At 75.0% G+C, this 23745-nt stretch carries 23 protein-coding genes, 1 other RNA gene and 2 pseudogenes; 15 read left to right on the forward strand and 11 right to left on the reverse strand.

All coding sequences use genetic code 11. The features are described from left to right. The first annotated feature begins 69 nt into the window (after positions 1-69). Positions 70-1164, forward strand: coding sequence for a Gfo/Idh/MocA family protein (locus B086_RS41315; protein ID WP_018570530.1), 1095 nt, complete (start codon positions 70-72; stop codon positions 1162-1164). Between the two features lie 97 nt (positions 1165-1261). Next, positions 1262-2023 carry an SDR family oxidoreductase gene (locus B086_RS0132055; RefSeq protein WP_018570531.1) on the forward strand — a complete coding sequence of 254 codons (762 nt, stop codon included), beginning with the start codon at positions 1262-1264 and terminating at the stop codon, positions 2021-2023. Between the two features lie 276 nt (positions 2024-2299). On the opposite strand, the gene B086_RS41320 is transcribed toward B086_RS0132055, so the two are convergent. Then, complete coding sequence (locus B086_RS41320; RefSeq protein WP_018570532.1) at positions 2300-3448, reverse strand: D-alanyl-D-alanine carboxypeptidase family protein; 1149 nt, start codon at positions 3446-3448, stop codon at positions 2300-2302. Positions 3449-3986: 538 nt separating this feature from the next. On the opposite strand from B086_RS41320, the gene B086_RS0132070 reads away from it, so the two are divergent. Both B086_RS0132070 and B086_RS41325 read left to right on the forward strand, forming a co-directional pair. Then, positions 3987-4532, forward strand: coding sequence for a DoxX family protein (locus B086_RS0132070; RefSeq protein ID WP_018570534.1), 546 nt, complete (start codon positions 3987-3989; stop codon positions 4530-4532). Positions 4533-4606: 74 nt separating this feature from the next. Next, positions 4607-5038, forward strand: coding sequence for a MazG-like family protein (locus tag B086_RS41325; protein WP_018570535.1), 432 nt, complete (start codon positions 4607-4609; stop codon positions 5036-5038). Between the two features lie 173 nt (positions 5039-5211). Here the strand turns inward: B086_RS41325 and B086_RS0132080 are convergent, their stop codons facing one another. The 3 genes from B086_RS0132080 to B086_RS45175 form a co-directional block, all read right to left on the reverse strand. Beyond that, complete coding sequence (locus B086_RS0132080; protein WP_018570536.1) at positions 5212-5619, reverse strand: hypothetical protein; 408 nt, start codon at positions 5617-5619, stop codon at positions 5212-5214. A 201-nt stretch (positions 5620-5820) separates the two neighbouring features. Further along, positions 5821-6468, reverse strand: a complete 648-nt coding sequence (locus B086_RS0132085) for a sigma-70 family RNA polymerase sigma factor (protein WP_078531253.1) — start codon at positions 6466-6468, stop codon at positions 5821-5823. Between the two features lie 169 nt (positions 6469-6637). Beyond that, positions 6638-6787, reverse strand: coding sequence for a hypothetical protein (locus B086_RS45175; protein ID WP_018570538.1), 150 nt, complete (start codon positions 6785-6787; stop codon positions 6638-6640). A gap of 221 nt (positions 6788-7008) precedes the next feature. Here B086_RS45175 and B086_RS0132095 point away from each other — a divergent pair, with 221 nt between their 5' ends. Next, a complete protein-coding gene (locus B086_RS0132095; RefSeq protein WP_018570539.1) occupies positions 7009-7314 on the forward strand; it encodes a DUF6087 family protein in 306 nt (101 codons plus the stop codon). A gap of 105 nt (positions 7315-7419) precedes the next feature. Here the strand turns inward: B086_RS0132095 and rnpB are convergent. Then, positions 7420-7822, reverse strand: an RNA gene (rnpB, locus tag B086_RS42160) — RNase P RNA component class A. A gap of 55 nt (positions 7823-7877) precedes the next feature. Continuing rightward, positions 7878-8528 carry a TetR/AcrR family transcriptional regulator gene (locus B086_RS0132100; RefSeq protein WP_018570540.1) on the reverse strand — a complete coding sequence of 217 codons (651 nt, stop codon included), beginning with the start codon at positions 8526-8528 and terminating at the stop codon, positions 7878-7880. 47 nt (positions 8529-8575) lie between these two features. On the opposite strand from B086_RS0132100, the gene B086_RS41330 reads away from it, so the two are divergent. The 3 genes from B086_RS41330 to eda all read left to right on the forward strand — a co-directional run bounded on the left by B086_RS41330 (position 8576) and on the right by eda (position 11880). Next, positions 8576-10219 (forward strand): FAD-dependent monooxygenase, encoded by a 1644-nt coding sequence (locus B086_RS41330; RefSeq protein ID WP_018570541.1) that lies wholly within the window; start codon positions 8576-8578, stop codon positions 10217-10219. An 84-nt stretch (positions 10220-10303) separates the two neighbouring features. Continuing rightward, positions 10304-11095, forward strand: coding sequence for a peroxide stress protein YaaA (yaaA, locus tag B086_RS0132110; protein WP_018570542.1), 792 nt, complete (start codon positions 10304-10306; stop codon positions 11093-11095). Between the two features lie 74 nt (positions 11096-11169). Next, positions 11170-11880 (forward strand): bifunctional 4-hydroxy-2-oxoglutarate aldolase/2-dehydro-3-deoxy-phosphogluconate aldolase, encoded by a 711-nt coding sequence (eda, locus tag B086_RS0132115; protein ID WP_018570543.1) that lies wholly within the window; start codon positions 11170-11172, stop codon positions 11878-11880. On the opposite strand, the gene B086_RS0132120 is transcribed toward eda, so the two are convergent. Genes B086_RS0132120 through B086_RS0132130 form a run of 3 tightly spaced genes read right to left on the reverse strand, consistent with a single transcriptional unit; the run spans position 11855 to position 14821 of the window. Beyond that, a complete protein-coding gene (locus B086_RS0132120) occupies positions 11855-13174 on the reverse strand; it encodes a bifunctional RNase H/acid phosphatase (protein ID WP_018570544.1) in 1320 nt (439 codons plus the stop codon). The two genes, eda and B086_RS0132120, sit on opposite strands and share 26 nt — an antisense overlap. Before the next feature lie 44 nt (positions 13175-13218). Continuing rightward, positions 13219-13962 (reverse strand): zinc ribbon domain-containing protein, encoded by a 744-nt coding sequence (locus tag B086_RS0132125; protein ID WP_078531264.1) that lies wholly within the window; start codon positions 13960-13962, stop codon positions 13219-13221. A 19-nt stretch (positions 13963-13981) separates the two neighbouring features. Beyond that, positions 13982-14821, reverse strand: a complete 840-nt coding sequence (locus B086_RS0132130; RefSeq protein WP_018570546.1) for a Nif3-like dinuclear metal center hexameric protein — start codon at positions 14819-14821, stop codon at positions 13982-13984. A 243-nt stretch (positions 14822-15064) separates the two neighbouring features. Here B086_RS0132130 and B086_RS46295 point away from each other — a divergent pair, with 243 nt between their 5' ends. Beyond that, a complete protein-coding gene (locus tag B086_RS46295) occupies positions 15065-17026 on the forward strand; it encodes a hypothetical protein (protein ID WP_018570547.1) in 1962 nt (653 codons plus the stop codon). A 104-nt stretch (positions 17027-17130) separates the two neighbouring features. Next, positions 17131-17289, forward strand: a complete 159-nt coding sequence (locus B086_RS45180; RefSeq protein WP_018570548.1) for a hypothetical protein — start codon at positions 17131-17133, stop codon at positions 17287-17289. 90 nt (positions 17290-17379) lie between these two features. Here the strand turns inward: B086_RS45180 and B086_RS0132145 are convergent, their stop codons facing one another. After that, positions 17380-18246, reverse strand: a complete 867-nt coding sequence (locus B086_RS0132145; protein WP_018570549.1) for a MaoC/PaaZ C-terminal domain-containing protein — start codon at positions 18244-18246, stop codon at positions 17380-17382. Positions 18247-18410: 164 nt separating this feature from the next. Here B086_RS0132145 and B086_RS46300 point away from each other — a divergent pair. The 5 genes and pseudogenes from B086_RS46300 to B086_RS0132165 form a co-directional block, all read left to right on the forward strand. Then, positions 18411-18965: pseudogene (locus B086_RS46300) on the forward strand (ABC transporter ATP-binding protein); the annotation flags it as partial. A 15-nt stretch (positions 18966-18980) separates the two neighbouring features. Continuing rightward, positions 18981-19079 (forward strand): annotated as a pseudogene (locus B086_RS46305) (ABC transporter ATP-binding protein); the annotation flags it as partial. A gap of 248 nt (positions 19080-19327) precedes the next feature. Next, positions 19328-20059: an ABC transporter permease gene (locus B086_RS0132155; RefSeq protein WP_018570551.1), complete on the forward strand. Its 732-nt coding sequence runs from the start codon at positions 19328-19330 to the stop codon at positions 20057-20059. A 15-nt stretch (positions 20060-20074) separates the two neighbouring features. Then, the gene (locus B086_RS41335) at positions 20075-21427 is read left to right on the forward strand and encodes a sensor histidine kinase (RefSeq protein WP_018570552.1); all 1353 of its coding nucleotides are present in this window, start codon (positions 20075-20077) and stop codon (positions 21425-21427) included. 85 nt (positions 21428-21512) lie between these two features. Further along, the gene (locus B086_RS0132165; RefSeq protein ID WP_018570553.1) at positions 21513-22154 is read left to right on the forward strand and encodes a response regulator transcription factor; all 642 of its coding nucleotides are present in this window, start codon (positions 21513-21515) and stop codon (positions 22152-22154) included. 37 nt (positions 22155-22191) lie between these two features. Here the strand turns inward: B086_RS0132165 and B086_RS0132170 are convergent, their stop codons facing one another. Continuing rightward, positions 22192-23628, reverse strand: coding sequence for a DHA2 family efflux MFS transporter permease subunit (locus tag B086_RS0132170; protein ID WP_018570554.1), 1437 nt, complete (start codon positions 23626-23628; stop codon positions 22192-22194). Positions 23629-23745 lie beyond the last annotated feature (117 nt).

Genomic DNA, 23745 nt, shown 5'->3' on the forward strand with positions numbered 1-23745 from the left:
CGGTCCGCCACCTATGCTCTCAGCTCGTACACCGTGCCGAGGAACGCATGAGCGAGGGTGGGGTCCGTGATGCCTGGAATATCCGGTGGGGCGCAGGAGAAGGTCCGCTGGGGGATCCTCGCGACGGGCGGGATCGCCGCGGCGTTCACGGCGGATCTGGTGGACCTGCCGGACGCCGAGGTGGTGGCGGTGGGTTCGCGCCGCGCGGAGTCGGCGCGGGCGTTCGCGGACCGGTTCGGCATCCCGCGGGCGTACGGCACCTGGGAGGAGCTGGCCCACGACGCCGACCTCGACGTGGTCTACGTCGCCACCCCGCACGTCGCCCACCGGACCGCCGCGGGCCTGTGCCTCCGGGCCGGGCGGAACGTGCTGTGCGAGAAGCCGTTCACGCTGAACGTGCGCGAGGCCGGTGAACTGGTCGCGCTGGCCCGGCGGCAGGGCCGCTTCCTGATGGAGGCCATGTGGATGTACTGCAATCCGCTGGTCCGGCGGCTGAAGGCGCTGGTCGACGACGGCGCGATCGGCGAGGTGCGCAGCGTGCGGGCGGACTTCGGGCTGGCCGGCCCGTTCCCGCCCGCCCACCGGCTGCGCGACCCGCGGCTCGGCGGCGGCGCGCTGCTCGATCTCGGCGTCTACCCGGTGTCGTTCGCCCATCTGCTGCTCGGTGAGCCGACGGAGGTGCTGGCCCAGGCGGTGCTCTCCCCCGAGGGCGTCGACCTCCAGACCGGCGCGCTGCTCTCCTGGGACGGCGGGGCGCTGGCCCAGCTGCACTGCTCGATCACCGGCGACACGGGGACGACGGCCTCGGTCACCGGTTCACGCGGCCGGATCGACGTGCCGTACGGCTTCTTCCACCCGGACCGGTTCGTGCTGCACCGCGACGGCCGCGACCCGGAGGAGTTCGCGGCCGACCCGGCGGACGGCCCGCGCAGCACCCTGCGGCACGAGGCGCTGGAGGTGATGCGGGCGCTGCGGGCGGGCGAGACCGAGTCGCCGCTGGTGCCGCTGGACGGCACGCTCGCGGTGATGCGGACGCTGGACGCGGTCCGGGAGCGGATCGGGGTCCGCTACCCGGGAGAGCCGGGCGACACGGGAGAGGCGGACGGGGCGGGAGACACGGGCGAGCCGGGCGAGGCGGCGGATCCGGTGCTCGCGGGCGCGTGACGGCTGTCCGGCCCGCGCAGGTGCGTGGGCGCACAGGGCATCCGTATGGCGGACATGGGATTCCGCATGGCGGACCGCGCTCGTACGCTGCGGTGGCATGACTGACACCGAGACGTCGAAGACCGCCGTGGTGACGGGCGCGGGTTCCGGCATCGGCCGGGCCGTCGCCGTGGAACTGCTGCGCGCCGGATGGTCCGTGGCGCTGGCCGGGCGACGCGCCGAGCCCCTGGAGGAGACGGCGGCGCTGGTGCCCGGCGCCGCCTCGCTCACCGTACGCACCGACGTGGCACGCCCCGAGGACGTGGCCGCGCTGTTCGCGGCGACGGCGGCCCGGTTCGGCCGGGTGGACCTGCTGTTCAACAACGCGGGCACCTTCGGCCCCGGCGGCGTCCCCGTGGAGGACCTGTCCTACGAAGCGTGGCGGCACGTGGTGGACACCAACCTCAACGGGGCGTTCCTGTGCGCGCAGGCGGCGTACCGGCAGATGAAGGAGCAGGACCCGCAGGGCGGCCGGATCATCAACAACGGCTCGATCTCGGCGCACACGCCCCGGCCGCACTCGGCGCCCTACACCGCCACCAAGCACGCGCTGACCGGCCTGACCAAGGCGCTGTCGCTGGACGGGCGGCCGTACCGGATCGCGGTCGGGCAGATCGACATCGGCAACGCGGCCACCGAGATGACGGCCCGGATGGAGGCGGGCGCCCTCCAGGCGGACGGGCGCACGGTGCCGGAGCCGGTGATGGACGTCGCCGATGTGGCGCGCACGGTACGGCACATGGCCGAACTGCCGCTGGAGGCCAATGTGCAGTTCGCGACGGTGCTGGCGACGGCGATGCCGTACATCGGGCGCGGCTGAGAAGCCGTACGCCGGGCCCGCCCGCCGATATGGCGCGGCGGCCGCCCACGGACCGGTGCGCACCTCGCGTCCCGCGAGGTCCACCCCCAGCCGGTGCCGTGGAACGGCCGCCGCCTACCCCCCTGGACATGGCCTGATGGAAGCCCAGAGCTCCAACTGTGAAGCTCCGGTGAAGGAGGAGTCGAGCATATGTCGCCGAGCAGCCCGCAGGGTGCGGAGTCTTCTCTTCCGTATGTGCAGATCGCGACGGCCTGTCAGACGCCGCGATGACGTGACTCAGCGGCGATGCCGTCCGCCCGTGCCCGCCCGGGCCGCCGCCCGCGCCTCCGCCCGCGCGGCGGCCCGGCGCCGGCGCAGCGCCCAGACGCCGCCCGCGAGCAGCGCCGCGGTGCCGCCCGCGCCCTCCAGCAGCCGCCAGGTGGAGGGTCCGGCATCCCCGGCGGACGCCGCCGCCCCGGTCCCGGAACCGGCCCCGGCCGCCCGCGAGCCGGGCGCACCGCCCGCCGGTGCGCCGCCCTCGCTCAGCGGTTCCACCAGAGTGCCCACGGCCTGCGCCGAACTCCCCTGCGCGAAGCCCCAGTCGAGCAGGGCGGCGGTCTCCTCGTAGACGGCGTTCGCGCCGTTCTCGGGGTGCATCACGGTGGCGACGAGGGTACGGCCGCCGCGGACCGCGGCGCCGGTGAAGGTGTTCCCGGCGTCGGTGGTGTAGCCGTTCTTCACGCCGATCATGCCGTCGTACGGCTTCAGCCCCCAGGAACCGGTCAGCAGGCGGTCGGTGTTCTGGATCTGGAACGTCTTGCGGCCGCCGGCCGGGAAGTCGGCGGTGCGGGTGGCGCAGTAGCCGCGGAAGTCGGCGTTGCGCAGCCCGTGCCGGGCGAACAGGGTCAGGTCGTACGCCGAGGAGATCTGGCCCGGGTGGTCGAAGCCGTCCGGGCTGACCACGTGCGTGTCCAGGGCCTGGAGGTCCTCCGCCCTGGCCTGCATCTCGGCGACCGTCTGTTCGACCCCGCCGTTCATATGGGCGAGGACATGCACCGCGTCGTTGCCCGAGCGCAGGAACACGCCCTGCCACAACTGCTCGACGGTGTACGTGATCCCGGCCTGGATCCCGACGAGGCTGGAGCCGGAGGGGATGTCGGCGAGTTCGGCGGCGGTGACGGTGTGCCGGGCGGTGCGGTCGAACTTCTTCAGGACCGTGTCCGCGAAGAGCATCTTCAGCGTGGAGGCGGGCGCGAGCCGCTGGTGCGCGCGGTAGGAGGCCAGTACCTCGCCGCTCGCCCAGTCGGCGAGGAGCCAGGCACGGGCGGAGAGCTTCGCGGGCAGCCGGGCGGCGGCGCGCACCTGGACTCCGGTACGGGCCAGCCGCTCACCGCCGATGACGGCGGTGGACCTGGTGGAGGCGGTGGTGCCGGTCGTGGTGGTCATGCCGGTCGTGGCGGTCGTGGTGGTCATGCCGGTAGTGGCGGTCATGCCGGTAGTGGCGGTCGTGGCGGTCCCGGTGGTGGCCGCGGTGGGGGACGCGGCCGAGGCGGGGTGACCGGCGGTGACGGCGGCGACCGGAGCGGCCGCGCACAGGGCGAGCAGGGAGCGCCGCGACGGGAGGGGGGACGGGGCGGCGGACCGGGGTGGGCGGGGGGAGCGGGGGGACAGAGAGGAATCGCGCACTCCGGGACCGTACAAAGCCGGGGCGGGCCCGCGCACGACAGGTCTTCAAAGGCTGATCAAAAGATCACCGAAGGAGGGACGCCGGATCACTCGTGTCGCGCACCCGGGCCCCGGTCGGTCCGGCCCCGCTCACCGATCGGTCCGGCCCCGGTGTCCGGCCGGTCCGCTCACAGCGCCCGCCACCCGAACGGCATGCAGAACGGGCCGCCGGAGCGCGACCGGTGCGAGGGTGGTCACGGCGTTGCCGCTTCTCCGCCCCTCTGCTTGCCCGCTTCTCCGCTTCTCCCGAGGAGTCACCGTGACCTGTTGCGACCGACGTGATCTCGGCCTGCTGCTGCTCCGGTTGGGCACCGGCGGCGTGCTGGCCGCGCACGGCGCGCAGAAGCTGCTGGGCTGGTTCGGCGGGGCCGGTCTGGAGGGGACGGGCCGGTTCATGGAGTCGGTCGGCTACCGGCCGGGCCGGGCGAGCGCGACGGCGGCGGGTCTCGCCGAGGCGGGCGGCGGTCTGCTGCTGGCGCTGGGCCTGGCCACTCCGGCGGCGGGCGCGGCGGCGGCCGGCGCGATGGCGGGGGCGGCGGCGGTGCACACCCCCAACGGCTTCTTCGCGCAGGGCGGCGGCTACGAGTACGCCGCTTCCCTCGGCCTCACCGCCACCGGCCTCGCGATCACCGGCCCCGGCCGCCTCTCCCTCGACCACGCCCTCGGCCACAGCGTCAACCGCGGCTGGATGGTCCCCGCGGCCCTCGCGGCGACGGCGGCGGGCACGGCGGCGGTCCTGGGCGCCCGGGTCCGGTACCTGCGGCGGCAGAAGGAGGGGCAGCAGGAGGCGCTGTTCGAGGAGTAGAGCAGTACAGGAGCAGCGGAGCAGAGGGCAGGAGCAGAGGGCAGCCGCCCCGGGTTCGTGGCAGGCTGCCGCCCATGACCGCCCCGGACCCCGCAGCCCCCTCCGTCCCTTCCTCGCCCTCCGCGACCCCCGCGACCCCTCTTCTCTGGCCGACCGTCGACGCCCTGTGGACCTGGCTCAACGGCCACCGCGCGCACGGCGAGCGCGAGACGCTGCTGCTGCGTCTGCTCAAGCTCTCCGAGGAGGTCGGCGAGGCCGCCCAGGCGGTCATCGGCGCGACCGGCCAGAACCCGCGCAAGGGCACGACCCACACCTGGCAGGACGTCGAGGCCGAGCTGTGCGACGTGGTGATCACGGCCCTGGTCGCCCTGCGCACGCTGACCCCGGACGCCGAGGAGGTCTTCGGGCGCCATCTGGCACGGGTCAGAGACCGCTCGCTGGGCACGGGCACGGGAACAGGCACGGGCACGACGAACGGCGACGGCGTGCCGCCCCGTACTCCCTGAGCCGGAGCGGCACGCCGTCGCACGCTGCCGCGGCCGGTCAGCCCCGACCGGCGGTTCTTGTCCGGCGCCGCATCCACCCCCCGTGGGGATCCGGCACCCGGCGCCATGGCGGCGCCCCACTGTCACGGCCACTGCCGCGCGACCGGACCGATCCGGCCGCTTCCGGTCGGTCGCTAGCGGATCGCGACACCGCCTTCCCGCATCGGTCCCCGGCGGGGGCCGCGGTCGAGGGACGCGGCCAGCCCGAGTCCCGCCAGCGCGGCTCCCGCGGCCAGGCACTGGACGACCTGTGGTGCGCCGCCGGGTGCGCCCACCGCCGGATGGACGAGTGCGGCGCCGAGCGCGCCGCCGGTGAAGAGCGACAGCGGGATCGCGACCGGCCTGCGGGGCTGGGGCGGTAGGGGTCCGGCGGTCGCCGGGACGCCGCCACCGTCCCGCTCGTCCTCGTCGAGCTGGTCCTCGACCCGGTCCAGGAGCGCTTCCCAGCTGACGGGGTCGATCCCGTCCCCGTCCTTCTGCTGCCGGGTTCCCTCCCGGTGTTCCTCCGCGAGGCGGCGGAGGTGATCGAATGTTTCAGACATTCCGTGTGTCCCTCCCGAGTGGTGCGTATGGGCTTCGAGCGGACGCTTGACTTTTCTTGATGGCTTGACTGTTCTTCATGGCTTGGCTGTTCTTCATGGTTCGCCACTGTTCTTCGTTGTTGTCCTACGGGTCGCTAGGACCCAACCTGGACTCACGGGAGGCGACGTGCGTGCCCCCTCCCGTGAGTCCGAGTAACGGCACTAGCTCGTCACGTCACCGAGCACCTCGTCGTGGACGGTGGCGCGGTGCGGCTCCAGTGCCTGGCGCACCTTCGTGTAGCGGCGGGCCACCGTGTGCCGGTCGACGCGGAGGACCTGGGCGATCTCCGCCTGGGTCAGGCCCTCGACGATCGCGAGCCGGGCGACCGGGTACAGCCGGTCGGGCAGCGTGGCCGCGAGGAACCGGTCGATGGCCCTGAGCCGGTCGTCGCGGATGTGGTCGCCCTCGTCCGGCTCGACCGCCACCGTCTCGGGGACCTCCGCCACCGGCGTCGAGCGGTCGCGGTCGTTGCCGCGCGCCGCGTCCGCGATGACGTTCCGCATGACCTTGCGCGCGAAGGCCCGGCCACCGTCGCGCCGGTCCAGCACGAAGTCCGGGCGGGACCAGGCGCGTACGAGCTGGAGCACCGCGGTCTGCACCAGGTCCTCCATCGCGTACTGCATGCGGGCCTGGCGCACCATGCCTTCCAGGAAGGGCTTGAGCCGCTGGAGTTCGTCCACCTGGTCCGGCGTCAGCCGGCGGCGCGGCTTGGCTTCCGGAGCGGTGCGTGCTTCCGGGACGAGTCCCTGCGGAGTACGCGGCAGGTCGTGCGGGTCCGTCGGCCCTCGAACATCGGGGGCATTGTGCATCTGGACCAGTCCTTCCCGTAGCGCGGCCGACCGAGCGGCCGGCGACCGGCGGTTGGGGGCTTCTCACTCACTTGTGCCGTGCGGGGGAGGCCGGTGGGGTGCGTTTCGGTCTCCGCGACTTTCCGTGACTTCGAGCGACGGCCGGGGACGGAGTCCCCGGCCCCGCCCCTCAGCTCAGGAGCTGATGCACGAACAGGGCGACCCCGACACCCACGAGCAGCGCGGTGCCGAGCAGCGGATCGAGGAACGCCACATAGGTGACGAGCCCCGCGACGATCAGGATCAGCAGGATGCGGTGGAGCTTCTGAAGAGGGTCCATACGGCGTGCTCCCGGGGGCGGCGACCGACGACACATCGGCGGGAAGGGCACCGGTACGACTTACCGGTTCACTCAAGACGCCGCCCCGGGCACCTCCCCCGGGCGCACCCCCGGACGGTGTCCGTCATCACGCCACCGGACGCACCCGGCGCACCATCGGGGGTACGGACGGCCTCCCTGCGCCGGGAGCACCGGATCGCCCGGCCCACTACGCTCCGGACATGGACGACGAACCGCTCTCCCGATGGGCCGAGCGCCGTGACGCGAGGATCGGGCAGCTCCGCGCCGTACCCCTCGTGACCGGCGACGGCCCGAGGGCATCGCATCTGAACCCCGAGGCGCCCCGGGCGATCCAGCGGTGGAACGGCCACCTGTGGGAACCGCACGGCTTCGCGGCGAACCTCGCGGAAGCACGGCGCGTCCTGTTCCCCCGCACCGAGGCCGACTCCGCACCCTCACCCGCCCCCACGGCCACACCGAGGCTCGGCCCCGGGACCGGCAGACACCGGAAGCCTCCGGCACCCTGACGGGCCGGCCCGCGGCACCCGCCGCGCTCCGGCAGCCGGCCGACGCCCGCGGTTCCGTGAGAAAAGGCCGCTGACCCGCGAGACGCGGTGCAGCGGCCTGGGCGGCAGACGAGTCGGGCTGTACGCCGGATTTTGTCGCCCGGTCGCCTCGCGGCGGCCGGGGAGACGGCCATCCATCTAGGGCCGGCGTTGCCGCCGGCCTCGTGCGGTCCACCCGCGGACTCGGGCGGGCAGCCCTCGAACGTCCGCGCAGAGACACCGGGGTGTCTCCTTTTGACCTTGCTCCGGGTGGGGTTTACCTAGCTGCCCAGGTCACCCTGGGCACTGGTGGTCTCTTACACCGCCGTTTCACCCTTACCGAGGACCGAGGTCCCCGGCGGTCTGTTTTCTGTGGCACTGTCCCGCGGGTCACCCCGGGTGGCCGTTAGCCACCACCCTGCCCTGTGGAGTCCGGACGTTCCTCGGGAAGTCCCTCGCGGGAACTTCACGCGGCCGTCCGCCCGGCTCGTCTGCCGTACGGACCATGATACCGGGCGGCCGGGGGCCCGGTGCGCGCGCCCGGGTCAGGGGGCGGGCGGGGCGAAGGCGCGGTCCAGGGCGTCGAAGGCGGCGGTCAGGCGCAGCCGGTGGTCCTCGGCGAGGGCGTCCTCGGGGGTGGCGTCCGTGTCCGCCAGCAGGCGGGCGACCGTACCGGTGCCGACCGCGCGGTACGCGGCGATCGCGAGGGCGGCCAGGAGCCGGGGGTCGGGGACGTCCGGCGCGGTCTCGGCCACGGCTTCGGCCAGGGCGTGCTCCACCTCGTCCACCGCCTCGCGGGCGCGGGCGCGCAGCGCCGGGGACGCGGCGACGACGTACAGGAAGGGGCGGAAGCGGGCGCGGGCGCCGGACAGCGGGTGCCCGGTGTCGAGGAGGCCGAGGGCGAGGCGGCGCAGCGCGGTGAGCGGGTGCTCGCCCGGGGCGCGTCCGCGTACGGCCTCCGCGACGAGGTCCACCGCCTCGGGGATGCGGTCGAGGAACAGGTCCTCCTTGCGCGGGAAGTAGTTGAAGACCGTCATCGGGGACACCTCCGCCGCGCGGGCGATCTCCGCGACGGTCACCTCGTCGAAGCCGCGCTCCACGAAGAGCCCGGTCGCCACGTCCGAGATCCGCTGCCGGGTCTCGCGCTTCTTCCGTTCCCTCAGACCCGGTTCGCCGGTGGACCGCTGTGTGTTCATGAAGAAAAATATAGCCGATAGAAACTTTTAGTCGCTACAGTGAACCCATGACTGACTACGACGTGGTGGTGGCCGGCGCCGGTCCGGTGGGGCTGTTCCTCGCCTGTGAGCTGCGGCTCGGCGGGGCGCGGGTGCTGGTGGCGGAGCGGCTGGCCGAGGTGGACGAGACGATCAAGGCGGGGGCGATCAACACGCCCAGCGCGGTGGCGCTGTACCGGCGGGGGCTGCTGCCCGAGGTGACGCGGGTGTGGGAGCAGTCGGCGGCCCGCATCCTCGCCTTCATGCGCGCGAACGCGCCCCAGGGCCAGGAACAGGAAGGCCAGGAAGGCCAGGGCGGGGAGGCGGGACTCCAGGACCGTATGCCGCCCAAGTTCGCCGGGCACTTCGCCGGAATCATGCTGGACGCGGCCCTGTTCGACGAGTCCGACCCGGCCTACGCCGACCTGGGGCCCGCCGCGGACGCCGGGCTCGGTGTCCCGCAGGCGGAGCTGGAGCGGATCCTCGCCGTGCGGGCGGCGGAGACCGGCGTCGAGGTGCGCCGCGGTGTCGCCCTGACCGGGTTCCGGGACCACGGCGACGACGGCGTCACCGTGGAGCTCGCCCCGGCCGACGGCTCCGCGCCCCGGCGCGTCTCCGCCGGGTGGCTGGTGGGCTGCGACGGCGGGCGCAGCAGCGTCCGCAAGCTCGCCGGGTTCGACTTCCCCGGCACCGACCCGGAGATCACCGGCTACCAGGCGATCGCCGACCTGACCGGCGCCGAGAAGCTGGGCAAGGGCTGGAACACCACCGAGGTCGGCACCTACGTCCACGGCCCCTTCCCCGGCCGGGTCCTCACCGTCGAGTTCGACGGGCCGCCCGCCGACCGCTCCGCGCCCGTCACCCCCGAGGAGTTGCAGGCCAGCCTGCGCCGGGTCTCCGGTGTCCCCGACGTGTCGGTGACGGGGATCCGCTCGGTGACCCGCTTCACCGACAACGCCCGCCAGGCGAGCACGTACCGCAGGGGCCGCGTGCTGCTCGCCGGGGACGCCGCCCATGTGCACTCGCCGTTCGGCGGGCAGGGACTGAACCTCGGTCTCGGCGACGCGATGAACCTCGGCTGGAAGCTGGCGGCCGTGGCGCGCGGCCTGGCGCCCGAGTCGCTGCTGGACACCTACACCGCCGAGCGGCATCCGATCGGCGCCTGGGTGCTGGACTGGACGCGCGCGCAGATCGCCCTCATGCGACCGGACCGGCACGCCCGCGCGCTGCGCCGCGTGGTGACCGACCTGGCGCTGACGACGACCGGGACGACGTACCTGGTCAAGCAGATATCCGGCATCTGGCAGCGCTACGACCTGCCCGGCGGCCACCCGCTCGTCGGCGCCAGCGCCCCCGACCTCGAACTCGCCGACGGCAGCCGCCTCGGCGACCAGCTGCACAAGGGCCGCGGCCTCCTCCTCGACCTCACCGGCGACCCGTCCCTGCGCGCCCTCGCCGACGCCTACGCCGACCGGGTCACCGTCATCACCTCCCCCTGCGCCGCCCGCCCCGAACTCGCCGCCCTGCTGGTCCGCCCCGACGGCTTCGTGGCCTGGGCCGCGGACACGGGCACGGCCATCGCCTCGGGTCCGGAGGCACCGGACGGCGGCGAACCGCTCCTCCCGGCCCTGGAACGCTGGTTCGGGAAGCCGGCGGCAGCCGCCCGCTCCTGACCTCCGGCCGGGAGCGAGGGCCCGCCCCGCAGCGTGTCGGTGTCCCCGTACGCTGGCCGGGAGCCCTACCCGAAGGAGAATTCCGTGCTCGTCCTGCTGCCGCCCTCCGAAGGCAAGGCCGGTTCCGGTCGTGGTGCCCCGCTGGAGCTGGAGTTGCTGTCGCTGCCGGGGCTCGCCGGGGCGCGGCGGGCCGTGCTCGACGAGCTGGTGGCGCTGTGCTCGGGGGACGGTGACGCGCAGGACAAGGCGCGGGACGTGCTCGGGCTGAGCGAGGGGCTGCGGGGCGAGGTCGCCAAGAACGCGGAGCTGCGCACGGCGGGGGCGCGGCCCGCCGGGGAGATCTACACCGGGGTGCTCTACGACGCCCTCGGCCTGGCCACGCTCGACGCCGCGGCCAAGCGGCGCGCGGCCCGTTCGCTGCTGGTCTTCTCGGGGCTGTGGGGTGCGGTCCGGGTGACCGACAGGATCCCCTCCTACCGCTGCTCGATGGGGGTGAAACTGCCCGGACTCGGCGCGCTGGGCGCGCACTGGCGCGCCCCGATGGCCGAGGTGCTGCCCGAGGCGGCCGGGAGCGGTCTGGTGCTGGACCTGCGGTCCGCCGCGTACGCCACCGCCTGGAAGCCGAAGGGCGAGGTCGCGGAGCGGACGGCGACCGTACGGGTGCTGCACGCGCCCACCCGGAAGGTGGTCAGCCACTTCAACAAGGCCACCAAGGGGCGGATCGTACGGAGCCTGCTGAGCGCGGGCGCCGCTCCGGCCGGTCCCGCCGAGCTGGTGGAGGCGCTGCGGGACCTCGGTCATGAGGTGGAGGCGCGGGAGCCGGCCGGGGCGGGCCGGGCCTGGTCGCTGGATGTGCTGGTGACCGAGGTGCACTGAGTCCGGACCAGCACGCTATTGCAGCATGCGCAACGTGCTTTGCGCATGCTGGTGCTGACCGGCAGGATGGCGCCATGTCCGCATCGCTGCCGTCGCTGCCGTCGCAGCCCTCGCCGTCGTCGCCGCCCTTCCCGCCCGCCGCGCCGTCCGGGGCCGCCTCCGTACTGGATCTCGCCCCCGTCCTTCCGGTCGTCGTCCTGGAGGACCCGGCCGCCGCGGTGCCCCTCGCCCGCGCGCTGGTCGCCGGGGGGCTGCCCGCGATCGAGGTGACGCTGCGGACCCCGGCCGCGCCGGAGGCGATCGCCACCGTCGCCGCCGAGGTGCCGGGCGCGGTGGTGGGCGCGGGTACGGTCGTCACGCCCGCGCAGGTCGAGCAGTGCGTGGCAGCGGGCGCCCGGTTCCTGGTCAGCCCCGGCTGGACCGACACCCTGCTGTCCGCCATGGCCGCGTCCGGACTGCCGTATCTGCCCGGGGTGTCGACGACCTCCGAGGTCGTGGCGCTGCTGGAGCGCGGGGTGCGCGAGATGAAGTTCTTCCCGGCCGAGGCGGCGGGCGGCACGGCCTACCTCAGGTCGCTGGCCGGTCCGCTCCCCCAGGCGCGTTTCTGCCCGACCGGCGGCATCGGGCCCGGCACCGCGCCCGACTATCTGGCGCTGCCCAACGTCGGCTGTGTGGGCGGCAGCTGGATGGTCCCGGCGGACGCGGTCGCGGCCGGGGACTGGACCCGTATCGAGCGGCTGGCGCGCGAGGCGGCGGGGCTCAGCGCAGGTGGGACGTGTCGTTGAGGAGCCGGACGCTCGCGTTGCCGTCCGCGTAGTACGCCACCGCCGACAGGGAGGCCGCCGACAGCTCCATGCGGAACAGTGACTCCGCCGGGGCGCCCAGGGCCAGCCTGACGAACGTCTTGATCGGCGTCACATGGGTGACCACCAGGACGGTGCGGCCCGCGTGGGCCGCGACCAGCCGGTCCCGGGCCGCGGCGATCCGTACGGCGGTGGCCGCGAAGCTCTCGCCCCCGCCGGTGGGTTCGGCCTCCGGCGAGGCCAGCCAGGCGTTCAGATCGTCCTGGTGGCGTTCGCGCACCTCGCCGAAGGTGAGCCCCTCCCAGGCGCCGAAGTCGGTCTCGCGCAGGCCATCGTCGACCGTCACGGCGAGGCCGAGGCGGTCGGCGACGATCGCGGCGGTCTCCCGGGTGCGGGCCAGCGGGGAGGACACCACGGCCTGGATCGTGCCGCGCCGGGCGAGCGCCGCCGCGGCCCTCTCCGCCTGCTCCCGGCCGACGGCGGAGAGCGAGGGATCGCTGCCGCCGCTGCCGGAGAACCGCTTCTGCGGGGTCAGGGGTGTCTCACCGTGCCGCAGCAGCACCAGCGTGGCCGGCGCCCCGAGATCCGCGGGCGCCCAGCCGGGCGCGGCGACGGTCCGGGCGGCACGCTGATCGGCGGCGCGCTGATCGGCGGTGCGCTGATCGGCGGCGCGCTGATCGGCGGCGCGCTGATCGGCGGCGCGCTTCGGATCGGGGGTGCCTCCCGCCACGGGGGCTTCTTCCGTCACCAGGGCTTCTTCCGCCGCGGGAGCCTCTTCCGCCGCGACGGCGCTCACGACGGTGCCCTTCGCCGGGGCGGCGGCTGCGGCAGCGGCGGCCGTCGACGCCGACGCGGACCACTTCTCGCCGCGCGCGCCCGCGTCCATCGCCTCGTTGGCCAGGCGGTCGGCGTGCTTGTTGCGTGCGCGCGGGATCCACTCGTAGGTGACCCGGCCGGGCGGGAAGACGCGGGCGGCCTCGGCCGCCAGGGGCTGGAGGTCGGGGTGCTTGATCCGCCAGCGCCCCGACATCTGCTCGACGACGAGCTTGGAGTCCATCCGGACATGCACCGCCGCCCCCGGGTCCAGGGCGTGCGCGGCGCGCAGCCCGGCCAGCAGGCCCCGGTACTCGGCGACGTTGTTGGTGACGGTGCCCAGGTACTCGGCGGCCTCCGCGAGGGACTGCCCGTCGGACGCGTCGAACACGACCGCGCCGTAGCCCGCGGGCCCCGGGTTGCCCCGTGACCCGCCGTCCGCCTCGACGATGAACTCCCGCACGCGCGAAGCCCCTTCCTCAGCCGCTCCGGGATCCCGCCGCTCCGCTACAGACCGGACTCGGCGGTGCGCACCAGGATGCGGCGGCAGTTCTCGCAGCGTACGACCGTGTCGGCGGCGGCGCCGCGGATCTCGCTCAGCTCGGTGATGGCGAGCTCCTGGCGGCAGCCCTGGCAGGTGCGCTGGTACAGCTTGGCCGCGCCGATGCCGCCCTGCTGCTCGCGCAGCTTGTCGTACAGCTTGAGCAGGTCGGCAGGTACGGAGGCGGCGACGACCTCGCGCTCCTTGGTCACCGAGGCGGCCTCGCCGTCCAGTTCCTCGTAGGCGGCGTCGCGGCGGGCGGTGGCGTCGTCGGCCTTGGCCTGGACGGAGGAGACCCGCTCGGTCAGCTCGGCGACCCGCTCCTGCGCGGACTCGCGGCGCTCCATGACCTCCAGGACGACGTCCTCCAGGTCGCCCTGGCGCTTGGCGAGCGAGGCGATCTCGCGCTGGAGGCTCTCCAGGTCCTTCGGGGAGGTGACCGCGCCGGAGTCCAGGCGCTGCTGGTCGCGGGTGGCGCGGGTGCGCACCTGGTCGACGTCCTGCTCGGCCTTGGTCTGCTCGCGGGCGCAGTCGCTCTCCTCGGTCTGCGCGGCCACGAGCAGGTCGCGCAGCTGGGTGAGGTCCTTGCCGAGCGCGTCGATCTCGGCGTGCTCGGGCAGCGACCGGCGCCGGTGCGCGAGCTGCTGGAGGCGGACGTCGAGGGCCTGGACGTCGAGGAGTCGGATCTGGTCGGCGGGCGCGGCGTTCAGTTGGGGGCTCCCATGAGTTCTAGTTGTCGGTGGTGGTGGACGCCGCGTGGGCGGTCCAGGGGTCGGTGACCGTCGTGGAGACATGGACCCGCAGGTCCCATCCGTGCCGGTCGGAGATCTCGTCGAGCTGGGCGGCGGCCAGCTCGCACCAGGGCCACTCGGTGGCCCAGTGCGCCGCGTCGAGCAGCGCGAGGGAGCTGTGCGCGCGGGCCTCGGAGGCCGGGTGGTGACGCAGGTCCGCGGTGAGGAACGCGTCCACGCCCGCGGCGCGCACGGCGTCGAAGAGACTGTCGCCGCTGCCGCCGCTCACGGCGACCGTGCGCACCTGCTGCTCCGGGTCGCCGGCGACCCGGATGCCCTGCGCGGTCGCGGGCAGCCGCGCGGCGGCGCGCGCGGCCAGTTCGCGCAGGGTCAGCGGGTGGTCGAGCGCGCAGACGCGGCCCAGACCGCGGCGGCCCGCCGGGTCGTCCGGGTCCGGGACGAGGGGCCGTACGACCCGGAGGTCCAGCGCTCCGGCGAGCGCGTCGCTGACGCCCGGGTCGGCGGTGTCGGCGTTGGTGTGGGCGACGTGCAGGGCGATGTCGTTCTTGATGAGGGTGTGCACGACGCGGCCCTTGGAGGTGGAGGCCGCCACCGTCGTCGTACCGCGCAGATAGAGCGGGTGGTGGGTGACGAGCAGGTCGGCGCCGAGCCGCACGGCCTCGTCGACGGTCTCGCGGACCGGGTCGACGGCGAACAGGACCCGGCCGACCTGCTGGTCCGGGTCACCGGCGACGGTGCCGACCGCGTCCCAGGACTCGGCCCGCTCGGGCGGCCACAGGGCTTCCAGCGCGGCGATGACTTCAGACAGACGGGGCACGGGTGCAAGGCTACCTGGGTGTTCGGCGCGGCTGAACCGGTGCCGTCGCCCCGGGGACGGCCGTCCCGGCGCCGGACTCGTCCGGTGGCGCCTTCGCACAGAGGTTTCGTTTTCCGCCAGCACAAACGTTCCGCTTTTCTCCGGCGAATCGTTCCTGGGCCACCCGTATGTGTGAAGCGTCCGCCCGCCGGGCCACCGCCTGTGCGTACGAAAACTAGCGTCCTCGCAGGAGGTGACCGAATAATGACAGTCTGTGCCTCTCCGGGGCCCTCGGCCGCACGGGAACAGGAGGGCGCCCCAGCCCCGCCGCGGGCGGCCGCCGAGGACGGCGCGGCGCCCGCGGCGCCCTGCGCGATCACGGTGGACGGCGCCTACGCGGCCCGGCTCGCCCGCGGCGGGGGCTCCTGGTACCCGGAGCGCTGGACGCTGGACGGCCCCGAGCCGTACGCCGTGCCGCTGCCCGCCGAACGGCCCGAGGAGCCCGGCACCGAGGTGCAGCCGATGGGCGACGGCCGGGTCCTGGTACGGCGGCTGGTGGCCGGCCGGCACACCTTCTCGCTGCTCTACCCGGCGGGCTCCGGCACCGGCGAGCTGTCCCTGGGCGCGGTCGAGTGCCCCGACCGCACCCGGCTGCGGCTGCTGCCCTGCGCGCCCGGCGGCGAGCGGGCGTACGCCCTCGCCGTGGGCCCGCTCACCTCGGCGGTGTGGCTGGTGGCGGGCGCCGGTATCGGCCCCGAGCTGCTGGCCGAGGTGCCCGGCCGCTGCTCGGGCGGGGTCTGGCTGGACCGCTCCGGGCGGCTGCTGGCCCTGGACCGGTGGGACGGCGGACGCACCAAGACGGTCGTGGTGGACCTCGTCGGCGGCGAGGTGACCCCGCTGCTCCAGATCGCCCCGCACAGCGACGACCGGCTGCTGCTCGCCGATCCCGGCAGCGGGCTGCTGCTGATCCGCTCGGACGCCCCCTCCCCCGGGCGGGACCGGCTGGGCTGGGGCGTGCTCGGCAGCACCCTGCCGGTGCGCTTCCCGAGCGGCCTGGAGGTGCCGGACTGCGCGGTGACGCCGTTCGCGGTCCAGCCGGGCCAGGTGCTGACCCCGGAGCAGTGCGCGGTGGCGCTGCGCTACGAGGGCGCGTACGGCAGCTGGATCGGTGTGTGGCGGCCCGCCGAGCGGCGCGTACGCCATCTGCCCGCGCCCGAGGGGTGGCTGCCCGGCGCCGGGGTCTGGACCGGCGACGGCGCCCTGCGGCTGCCGTTCAGCACGGGCGCGGTGCCGTGCGGGGTGGCCCGGTGGACGGCGTCGGGCCGAGACCCGGGGCGCGCGGCGGGCAGCTCCCGGGCGGCGCTCCCGGCGGTCCGCGCGCCCCGCTGGGTACCGGTCCGCCGGGCTCTCGCGCTGCCGTCCCCGGCCGGGGCGCCGGACAGCGGCCCGGTCGCGGGGCCGGGCGCAGAGCGCGTCGCGGTACCGGAGGGCGGGCCGGGCGCGGCACCGGGCGGCGGGCCCGGTGCGGGGAGACCGCGCGTCAGGCCGTACGGGCCGTACGGGGGGACGCCCGGCGCGGGGGCCCCCGCGGGGCCCCAGGAGAGGCCGGCCGCGCCACCGTACGCCCAGGCCGGTCCGCTGCCCGATCCGCTGCCCGGTCCGCTGCCGGGGCCGTACGTCCCGCCGGGCCCGATGCCGTACGGGGAGCAGGCGGCGCGGACGCAGGGGCTGCCCGGCGAGGGGAGGTACGGAGGACCCGGTGTCGGGCCCCACCGGAGTCCCGCCACCGCGCCCGCGCCCGTCTCCCCCCGCGCCCCCGGCACCGGAAGCCCCGGCGCCCCCGCCGGTCCCCAGCCCACCCACTCCTCCCCCGGTTTCCTCGTCCCCGCCGCCTTCCGGCTTCTCGCGCCCGGCCGGTCGCCGCACCCCGCACCGCACCCCGCACCGCACCCCGCGCCGGACCTCGCCCCGGTCCCCGCGCGGGCCCCGGGACCGCAGCCCCCACCGGCCGAAGCAGCCGAAGCAGCCGAACCGACGGCAGAACCGGCGGAAGAAGCGGCGGCAGCGGCCGCTTGCGCGGAGGCGGAACCGGCGGCCGGTCCGGCGGCGGAACCGGCGGAATCCGACCCTCCGTCACCCGTCGTTCCCCGCCCCGTCACCCTCCAACAAGCCGCGCGTACCGGTCGGATGACAGGGCCGGTCACGGGACGCATGGCGAGCAGGTAACGGAATCGTGCCGGTTGGCGTGGCCGCCTGGATTTCGCCCGAGGTGTGCCGGTTAAACTCGCCCGGCTGTACGAAAGATGATGTTGACGGGGTGAGTTTTTCCGATGACCGACGCCAGCACGACCCAGCCGCGTCCGACCGACGTCCTGGAGCCCGAGGGCCACGGCAAGCACCGCGGCCAGACCTCCTCCCACGACGGTGAGACGGCTCCCGCCGGACGGCACCGCAAGCCGGCCGGGGAGCAGACCGAAGTGGCGGCCTGACAGCGGCCCGAACAGCACGGGGAGCACAACGCGGCCCCGCCCTCCGAACGGAAGCACCGGGGGGCGGGGCCGTTCCGCGTCCCGGGGGCCTCAGCGGCGGGCCAGGCCCACGGTCGTCTCCGCCAGCACCGGCGCGTCACCGCGCTCGACGGCGCCCACCGCCACCCGGACCGTGTCCGGCCCCGGCCGCCACATGCGGATCCGCAGGGTCTCGCCCGGGTGCACCACCCCGGCGAACCGTGCGGCGCAGGAGCGCACGCGTGCCGCGTCGCCGTCGAGGAGCGTGTCGACGACCGCCTTGAGGGTCATGCCGTAGGTGCACAGCCCGTGCAGGATCGGCCGGTCGAAACCGGCGGCCCGCGCGAAGTCCGGGTCGGCGTGCAGCGGGTTGGCGTCGCCGGTCAGGCGGTAGAGGAGCGCCTGGTCCTCGCGCACCGGCCGCTCCACGGTGCGCTCCGGCTCGCCGACCGGTGCCTCGGCGCGCGCGGAGGGGCCGCGGTCGCCGCCCCAGCCGCCCGCGCCGCGCACGAAGATCCGCGCCTCCTCGGTCCACAGCGGCCCGTCCGCGTCGGCGGTGTCGGTGCGCAGGACGAGGACGGCCGCCGTCCCTTTGTCGTGCACGGCGGTGATCCGGCTGGTGGCGGTGGCGGTGCCCGCGACGGGGAGCGGGCGGTGCACGGTCAGCGCCTGTCCGCCGTGCAGGACGCGGGCGAGGTCGACGTCGACGCCGGGCACGGACAGCGCGTCGATCACGCCGGGCGGCCGGCCGCCCGCCACCGTGGCGAAGCCGGGCAGGACGTGCAGCCGGGTCTCCAGGGTGTAGCGCAGCTCGCGCGGGTCGGTCGCGGGGACGCCCGCGCCGAGGGCGAGGTGGTAGAGGCGTACGTCCCGGTCGGTCCAGGAGATCTCACGGGTGCGGGGTCCGGCCGCGAGGGCGCGGGCTGCGTCGAGGGGCATGGGCTCCTCTGTACACCCGGTGCGGCGGGCGGGCACATTTCCTGACGGTACGTCAGTTCGACGGGGCGGGACATTTGTCCTGCCCGGGGCAGGGCGGACGTCGTGGCGGAGTGCGTACAAGCGCCTCTGCCGGGGGCCGGGCCCGGATCCGTAGCGTCACTGTCATGACACAGACACGAAGTGCCGTGTCCTTCACGGGGGCGGTCAGGACGTACGGCGCGGTGCGCGCCGTGGACGGTTTGGATCTGGAGATCGGGCGCGGCGAGACGGTGGCGCTGCTCGGCCGCAACGGTGCCGGCAAGTCGACGGCGATCTCGCTGCTGCTGGGTCTTGTCGCGCCCGACGCGGGCACGGTGGAGCTGTTCGGCGGGGTGCCGGAGCAGGCGGTGCGCGCCGGTCTCGTGGGGGCGATGCTCCAGGAGGCGCGGGCGGTGCCCCGGGTGACGGTGGGCGAGCTGGTGGGCTTCGTGGCCCGCCGCTATCCGGAGCCGCTGCCCCTGGCCCGGGTGCTGGAGCTGGCCGGGATCGCCGAGCTGGCGGGGCGGCGCGTGGACCGGCTGTCCGGCGGCCAGACACAGCGGGTGCGGTTCGCGATGGCACTCGCCGGGAATCCGGCGCTGCTGGTCCTGGACGAGCCGACGGCCGCCCTGGACGTGGAGGCGCGGCACGCGTTCTGGGAGGCGATGCGGGCGTATGCGCGCGGCGGGCGCACGGTGCTGTTCTCCACGCACTACCTGGAGGAGGCCGACGCGTACGCCGACCGGATCCTGGTCCTGGACCGGGGACGGATCGTCGCGGACGGCACCGGCGAGGAGCTGCGGCAGGCGGCGGGCGGCGGCCTGGTCGCGTTCGACCTGGCCGGGCGCGGCACGGCCGGTCTTGAGCTGCTGCCGGGGGTGCGGTCCCTGGAGGTGCGCGGGGACCGGGCGCGGCTGCGCACCGACGACGCGGACGCGACGGTGGTCGCGCTGGCCGGTCTGGGCGCGATACGCGGCCTTGAGGTGGCCCCGGCCTCGCTGGACGAGGCGTTCCTGGCCCTGACCGGCGCCGCCGGGCGGGCCTTCGAGAAGGAGACGGTCTGATGTGGGACTACCTACGCCTCGAAGTGCGGCGCACGCTGCGCGACACCGGGTTCGTGATCGGCTCGGTCGCCGTGCCGGTGATGATGTACCTGCTGTTCACCAACATCGGCACGGGCGACACGGACGGCACCGGCGGCTGGCGGACGGCCGCGATGGTGGGCATGGCCGCCTACGGCGCGGTCGGCGCGGCGCTGAACACGGGCGGCGCGGTCGCCGAGGACCGGTCGCTGGGCTGGCTGCGGCAGCTGCGGGTGACGCCGATGACCCCGCGCCAGGTGGTGACGGGGCGGGCGCTGACCGGCGCGGTGACGGTGCTGCCCGCGATCTGCTCGGTGCTGCTGGCGGGCGGCCTGGTCAACGGCGTACGGCTGGCGGTGTGGCAGTGGGCGCTGACGGCGCTGCTGCTGTGGCTGGGCTCGGTGCCGTTCACGCTGCTGGGGCTGGGCAACGGCTACCGGCTGAACACCCCGCAGACCTCGGCCGTGGCGAACCTGGTGTGCAACCTGGGGCTCGCGGTCGTCGGCGGGCTGTGGTTCCCGGTCGACCTGTTCCCGCACTGGCTGCGGTCGGTGTCCGCGTACACGCCCACGAACCGCTTCTCCCAGGTCGGGCTGGCGATCACCGAGGGGCATGCTCCGGCCATGGGTGCCATCCTCGTGCTGGCGGGCTGGCTCGCGGCGTTCGGTTCGTACGCTGTGCTGGCGTACCGCCGCAACGCGGCAACCGTCTGATCGGGGGAACGGAACATGAGCCGGACGCGCAGCATCGCCTGCCACTGGTCGCGGGGCATCGCCCACCACAAGCGGTCCTGGCAGGAGGCGGTCCGCGAGGCGCGGGAGGCGCGGCGGTACTGGAAGGACAACAAGGCGCAGCTCAAGGCCGAGTGGAAGGCGGCGCGCAAGGCCGGAGAGGTGCCGGAGAACTCGGGGCCGCCGCCGAGCGGGTTCGCGCTGCTGCCGTGGCTGCTGATGGGTCTTGGCTCGCTCTCCAACATCTTCCAGGGCCGCACGCCCCACGCCTGGGGCGGCGTGCTCGGTCTGCTCGCGTTCAACTCGCTGTACGTCTACGTCGTCTTCAACGCGTTCGACAAGGAGCGGCGGGCGGCGCGGGCCACCCGGACCGCGCTGGGGCTGATGGGGCTGGTCACCACCGCGCTGGGCCTGGGCTACGGCGGGAACTGGCTGCTGTTCTTCCCGCTGCTCGGGCTGGCCGCGGGCTCGATCCTGCGCGGTCCCTGGCTGGGGAGGGCGGGGCTGTCGCTGGCGGTGTTCTCGGGGCTCGTGGCGGGCTTCCGGGAGGGCTGGGACGGGGTCAACATCGCGTACGCGACGTTCCTGTCCACCATGGTGACGGCGGCGATCCTGAGTCTGAGCGAGGCGGTGCGGGAGCTGCGGGCCGCCCGGGAGGAGCTGGCCCGGCGCGCGGTGGAGGAGGAGCGGATGCGCTTCTCCCGCGATCTGCACGATCTGCTGGGGCACACCCTGTCGGTGATCGTGGTGAAGTCGGAGGCGGCGCGGCGGCTGGCGGCGCGGGACCTGGACGCGGCGCTGGCGCAGATCGGCGACATCGAGTCGGTCGGCCGGCAGGCGCTCACCGAGATCCGCGAGGCGGTCACGGGCTACCGCGAGGGCAGCCTGAGCACGGAGCTGGACCGGGCCCGCTCGGCGCTGACCGCCGCGGGCATCGAGCCCGTCGTACGCCGCTCGGGGCCGCCGCTGACGCCGCAGACGGAGGCGCTGCTGGGCTGGGTGGTACGCGAGGCGGTGACCAACGCGGTGCGTCACAGCGGCGCCGGACGCTGCGAGATCGCGGTGACGAGCGGGGCCGAGCGGGTCCGTCTCACGGTCGCCGACAACGGCACCGGCGCCCCGGACCCCGCGGCCCCGCCCCGGACCCCCGGCACCGGCGGCACCGGGATCAAGGGCCTCACCGAACGCCTCGCCGCGGCCGGCGGCTCCCTGCACACCGGCCCGTCCCCGCGCGGCGGCTTCACGGTCACCGCCGAACTCCCCTCCAGCACCGAGGAACTGACCGCCGCGGCCCTGGCCACGGCACTCCCGGGCGGCACGGACCTGGGCACGCGCCCGGCCGGACGCTGACCCCGCACCGCGACCGCGGCCCCGGCCCCGGCCCGAGAGAACCGTTCCGGCACCCGCCGCTCCCCCGAGTCCCTACGCTTGCCCCGTGAACGAGACGCCGCAGGAGCACCGTCCGGCCGAACGCACCCGGGTCCTTCTCGCCGAGGACCAGGGGATGATGCGGGGCGCGCTCGCGCTGCTGCTCGGGCTGGAGGAGGACATGGAGGTCGTCGCGCAGGTGGCGGCCGGGGACGCCATCGTGGACGCCGCGCTGGCCCACCGTCCCGACGTGGCGCTCCTGGACATCGAACTGCCCGGCCGCAGCGGTCTCGACGCCGCCGCCGAGCTGCGCGAGCGGGCCCCCGGCTGCAAGGTGCTGATCCTCACCACCTTCGGCCGCCCCGGCTATCTGCGCCGGGCCATGGAGGCGGGCGCGGCCGGTTTCCTCGTCAAGGACGGCCCGGTGGAGGAGCTGGCGGCGGCGATCCGGCGGGTGCTGGCGGGCGAGACGGTGGTCGACCCGGCCCTCGCCGCGGCGGCCCTCAGCGCGGGCCCCAGCCCCCTCACCGCCCGCGAGTGCGACGTCCTCAAGGCGTCCGCCGACGGCGCGACGGTCGCCGACATCGCCGCCAGACTCCACCTCTCCGAGTCCACCGTCCGCAACTACCTCTCCTCCGCCATCGGCAAGACCGGCACCCGCAACCGCATGGAAGCCATGCGCGAGGCCCGCCAGCAGGGGTGGCTGTAGGGCCTGCTCGGGCCGGAGTCGCGGGCCGGGCCGGGAGTCAGGCCCGCCGCTCCCCGCCCCCCACCGCCCGCGGCAGCCACACCGCCATCAGGACGGCGCCGCCGAGGACGACGGCGGTGCCGGTGCGGAAGACGAGGGCGTAGCCGTCGGTGAGGGCGGCGGGGGTGGTGCGGCCGGCGGTGCGGGCGGCGGCGAGGGTGGACATGACGGCGAGGCCGAGGGAACCGCCCATCGTGCGGGAGGTGTTGATGAGGCCGGAGACGAGTCCGGCGTCGCCGGGGGCGGCACCGGAGGTGGCCAGGGCGGCGAGCGGGGTGCCGGCCAGGCCCGCGCCCAGCATCATCAGGATGCCGGGGAACATGATCGACGTCAGATAGCCGCTGTCCGCCTTCATCAGGGACTGCCAGCCGAACCCGGCGGCCGACACCAGGGTGCCGAGCACGGCGACGTTGCGCGCGCCCGCCGCCCGCATCAGGCGCGGTGCGATCTTGGAGCCGAGGACGACGGCGAGGGAGCTGGGGACCAGGGCGAGTCCGGCGTCCAGCGGGGAGTAGCCGAGCACGTTCTGCGCGTACAGCGTCATGAAGAACCACATGCAGAACATCGCCGAGCCGCAGATCAGCATCGCCGCGTTCGCGGACGCCACCGAGCGCACCCGCAGCAGGCCGAGCGGCATCAGCGGGGCGGCGGTGCGCGCCTCCACGGCGAGGAAGGCGGCGATGAGGACGAGCCCGGCGAGCAGCGGGACCAGGGTGGCCGCCGCGGTCCAGCCCTCGGCCTCGGTCTGGGAGATGCCGTACGCGAGCACGGCGAGCCCGGCGGTGACCAGCAGCGCGCCCGGCAGGTCCAGGCGCCTGCGCTCACCGGCCCGGCTCTCCGTCAGCCGCCGCACGGAGGCGGCCAGCACCACCGCGCCGACCGGCACGTTGATCAGCAGCACCCAGCGCCAGGACAGGCCCTGCACCAGGGCCCCGCCGACCAGACCGCCCGCCGCGCCGCCGCCCGCGCCGACCGCCGTCCAGGTGGCTATCGCCCGCGCGCGGGCGGCGCCCTCGGGGACGGCGGCGGTGAGCAGGGTCAGGGTGGAGGGGGCGAGCACGGCGGCGCCGAGCCCCTGCACGGCGCGGGCCAGCAGCAGCTGCCAGCCCTCCTGGGCGAGGCCGCCGCCGAGCGAGGCCAGCGTGAACAGGCCGAGGCCGACCAGGAACATGCGCTTGCGGCCGTAGAGGTCGCCGGCCCGGCCGCCGAGCAGCATGAACCCGGCGAAGGCGATGGCGTAGGCGTTCACCACCCATTGCAGTCCCGGGCCGCTGAGCCCGAGGTCGGCACGCATCGAGGGGAGGGCGACGTTGACGACGGACACGTCCAGGACGACCAGGAACTGTCCGGCACAGGCGAGGGCGACGACGAGCCAGGTGGGTGAGGCCGGGACACGGCTGCGGGTGGTCGGGGTGCGACCGGCGGCTTTGAGCATGGCTGTCATGGTCTCAAGCGGCCGGTGCCCCTTGCATCGGGATTTCGGGCCGCCTTCACCTGGTCCTCTCGGCCTAGTCCTCCTAGCCCCTCCGGTCCGCGCGCCCCCGTCCCGCTC

This window comes from Streptomyces sp. PsTaAH-124, assembly GCF_000373685.1.
Classification (GTDB): Bacteria; Actinomycetota; Actinomycetes; order Streptomycetales; family Streptomycetaceae; genus Streptomyces; species Streptomyces andamanensis.

Excerpts from the sequence above, each read along its gene's own strand:
- B086_RS41315 (WP_018570530.1), top strand. The coding sequence starts at position 70 with ATGCCTGGAATATCCGGTGGGGCGCAGGAGAAGGTCCGCTGGGGGATC.
- B086_RS0132055 (WP_018570531.1), top strand. The coding sequence starts at position 1,262 with ATGACTGACACCGAGACGTCGAAGACCGCCGTGGTGACGGGCGCGGGT.
- B086_RS41320 (WP_018570532.1), bottom strand. The coding sequence starts at position 3,448 with ATGACCACCACGACCGGCACCACCGCCTCCACCAGGTCCACCGCCGTC.
- B086_RS41325 (WP_018570535.1), top strand. The coding sequence starts at position 4,607 with ATGACCGCCCCGGACCCCGCAGCCCCCTCCGTCCCTTCCTCGCCCTCC.
- B086_RS0132080 (WP_018570536.1), bottom strand. The coding sequence starts at position 5,619 with ATGTCTGAAACATTCGATCACCTCCGCCGCCTCGCGGAGGAACACCGG.
- B086_RS0132085 (WP_078531253.1), bottom strand. The coding sequence starts at position 6,468 with ATGCACAATGCCCCCGATGTTCGAGGGCCGACGGACCCGCACGACCTG.
- B086_RS45175 (WP_018570538.1), bottom strand. The coding sequence starts at position 6,787 with ATGGACCCTCTTCAGAAGCTCCACCGCATCCTGCTGATCCTGATCGTC.
- B086_RS0132095 (WP_018570539.1), top strand. The coding sequence starts at position 7,009 with ATGGACGACGAACCGCTCTCCCGATGGGCCGAGCGCCGTGACGCGAGG.
- B086_RS0132100 (WP_018570540.1), bottom strand. The coding sequence starts at position 8,528 with ATGAACACACAGCGGTCCACCGGCGAACCGGGTCTGAGGGAACGGAAG.
- B086_RS41330 (WP_018570541.1), top strand. The coding sequence starts at position 8,576 with ATGACTGACTACGACGTGGTGGTGGCCGGCGCCGGTCCGGTGGGGCTG.
- eda (WP_018570543.1), top strand. The coding sequence starts at position 11,170 with ATGTCCGCATCGCTGCCGTCGCTGCCGTCGCAGCCCTCGCCGTCGTCG.
- B086_RS46295 (WP_018570547.1), top strand. The coding sequence starts at position 15,065 with ATGACAGTCTGTGCCTCTCCGGGGCCCTCGGCCGCACGGGAACAGGAG.
- B086_RS45180 (WP_018570548.1), top strand. The coding sequence starts at position 17,131 with ATGACCGACGCCAGCACGACCCAGCCGCGTCCGACCGACGTCCTGGAG.
- B086_RS0132145 (WP_018570549.1), bottom strand. The coding sequence starts at position 18,246 with ATGCCCCTCGACGCAGCCCGCGCCCTCGCGGCCGGACCCCGCACCCGT.
- B086_RS0132155 (WP_018570551.1), top strand. The coding sequence starts at position 19,328 with ATGTGGGACTACCTACGCCTCGAAGTGCGGCGCACGCTGCGCGACACC.
- B086_RS41335 (WP_018570552.1), top strand. The coding sequence starts at position 20,075 with ATGAGCCGGACGCGCAGCATCGCCTGCCACTGGTCGCGGGGCATCGCC.
- B086_RS0132170 (WP_018570554.1), bottom strand. The coding sequence starts at position 23,628 with ATGCTCAAAGCCGCCGGTCGCACCCCGACCACCCGCAGCCGTGTCCCG.